Raw genomic sequence first — 887 nt, 5'->3', positions numbered from 1 at the left:
ACGAGTGATTCCTAATGGTCGTAGGCGATGAGCGATCGGGTGACCGGTTGGCTGGTGCGGTGGTTGTGCCAGATTGCTGCTGTCATGGCCAGGATGCGCTGGGCGACGCGGACGGCCACGCCCTGGATGGTGCGGCCGCCGTGTCGTTCCAGGTCGAGCTGGCCTTTGAGGGTGTGGTGGACCGACTCGATCAGCTGGCGGACGGGTTTGAGCAGGTGCTCGCCCGGCCGGGGCTGCTCGCTGAGCATCGCCGGGCGCAGCAGCTTGATCCCGTGCTGGGCGGCCGGCTCGTCTTCGAACCAGCGGGCCCGCAAGCCCTTGTCGGCGATCGGCAGCAGGCCCGGCCGATCGGCGGCCGGCTCCTGCTCTGTCTCCAGCATCGCGGCGATCACTTCGCGCTCGTCGAGCTTGGGGTTGGCCAGCGCCCAGGTGATCGGTATCCCGGCCGGGGTGCAGACCAGATACAGCCGCAGCCCCCAGAACCAGCGCGAGTGGGAGCGGCAGTAGCCGTAGGAGGCCCAGCCGGCTGGCTCCGAGCGCTGGACGGTGGGGCGGGACCGGCCGCATTCCACCGGGGTGGAGTCGGTGATCCACACGGTGTCGTGCCGGAAGCCGGTGTCGGCCGCCAGGGTGCGGATGATGCGTTTGATCCGCGGAAGCGCGGCCCGCAGGCGCTTGTTGTAGCCGGGCTGCTGCGGGACGAAGGGGATCAGGTGGCCCAGATAGGTGCGAAGGTAGCGCAGCCGGCGGGCCTCGGAGGTGAAGCCGGGCATGGCCTGCATCACCGCTGGGCAGATCAGCTCGGAGTGGCTGAGCTTGGGCGGTCGTCCGGGCAGCCGGGTGATCCCGGCCGCGTCGTCGTCGATCTTGACGTACAGTGCGATCGC

At 69.6% G+C, this 887-nt stretch carries 1 protein-coding gene; it reads right to left on the bottom strand.

Going from position 1 to position 887, the window contains the following annotated elements:
* Positions 1-11 precede the first annotated feature (11 nt).
* Positions 12-887: IS982 family transposase (locus ACGWYJ_RS38895; protein ID WP_395111714.1), on the bottom strand; the 876-nt coding region annotated here is incomplete at its 5' end.

Origin of the sequence: Actinomadura sp. SCN-SB, assembly GCF_043906805.1 — a bacterium.
In the GTDB taxonomy this organism is placed as follows: Bacteria; Actinomycetota; Actinomycetes; order Streptosporangiales; family Streptosporangiaceae; genus Spirillospora.
The sequence above is the reverse complement of the archived record's forward strand: the minus strand, read 5'-3'. Positions and strand labels throughout refer to the sequence as shown.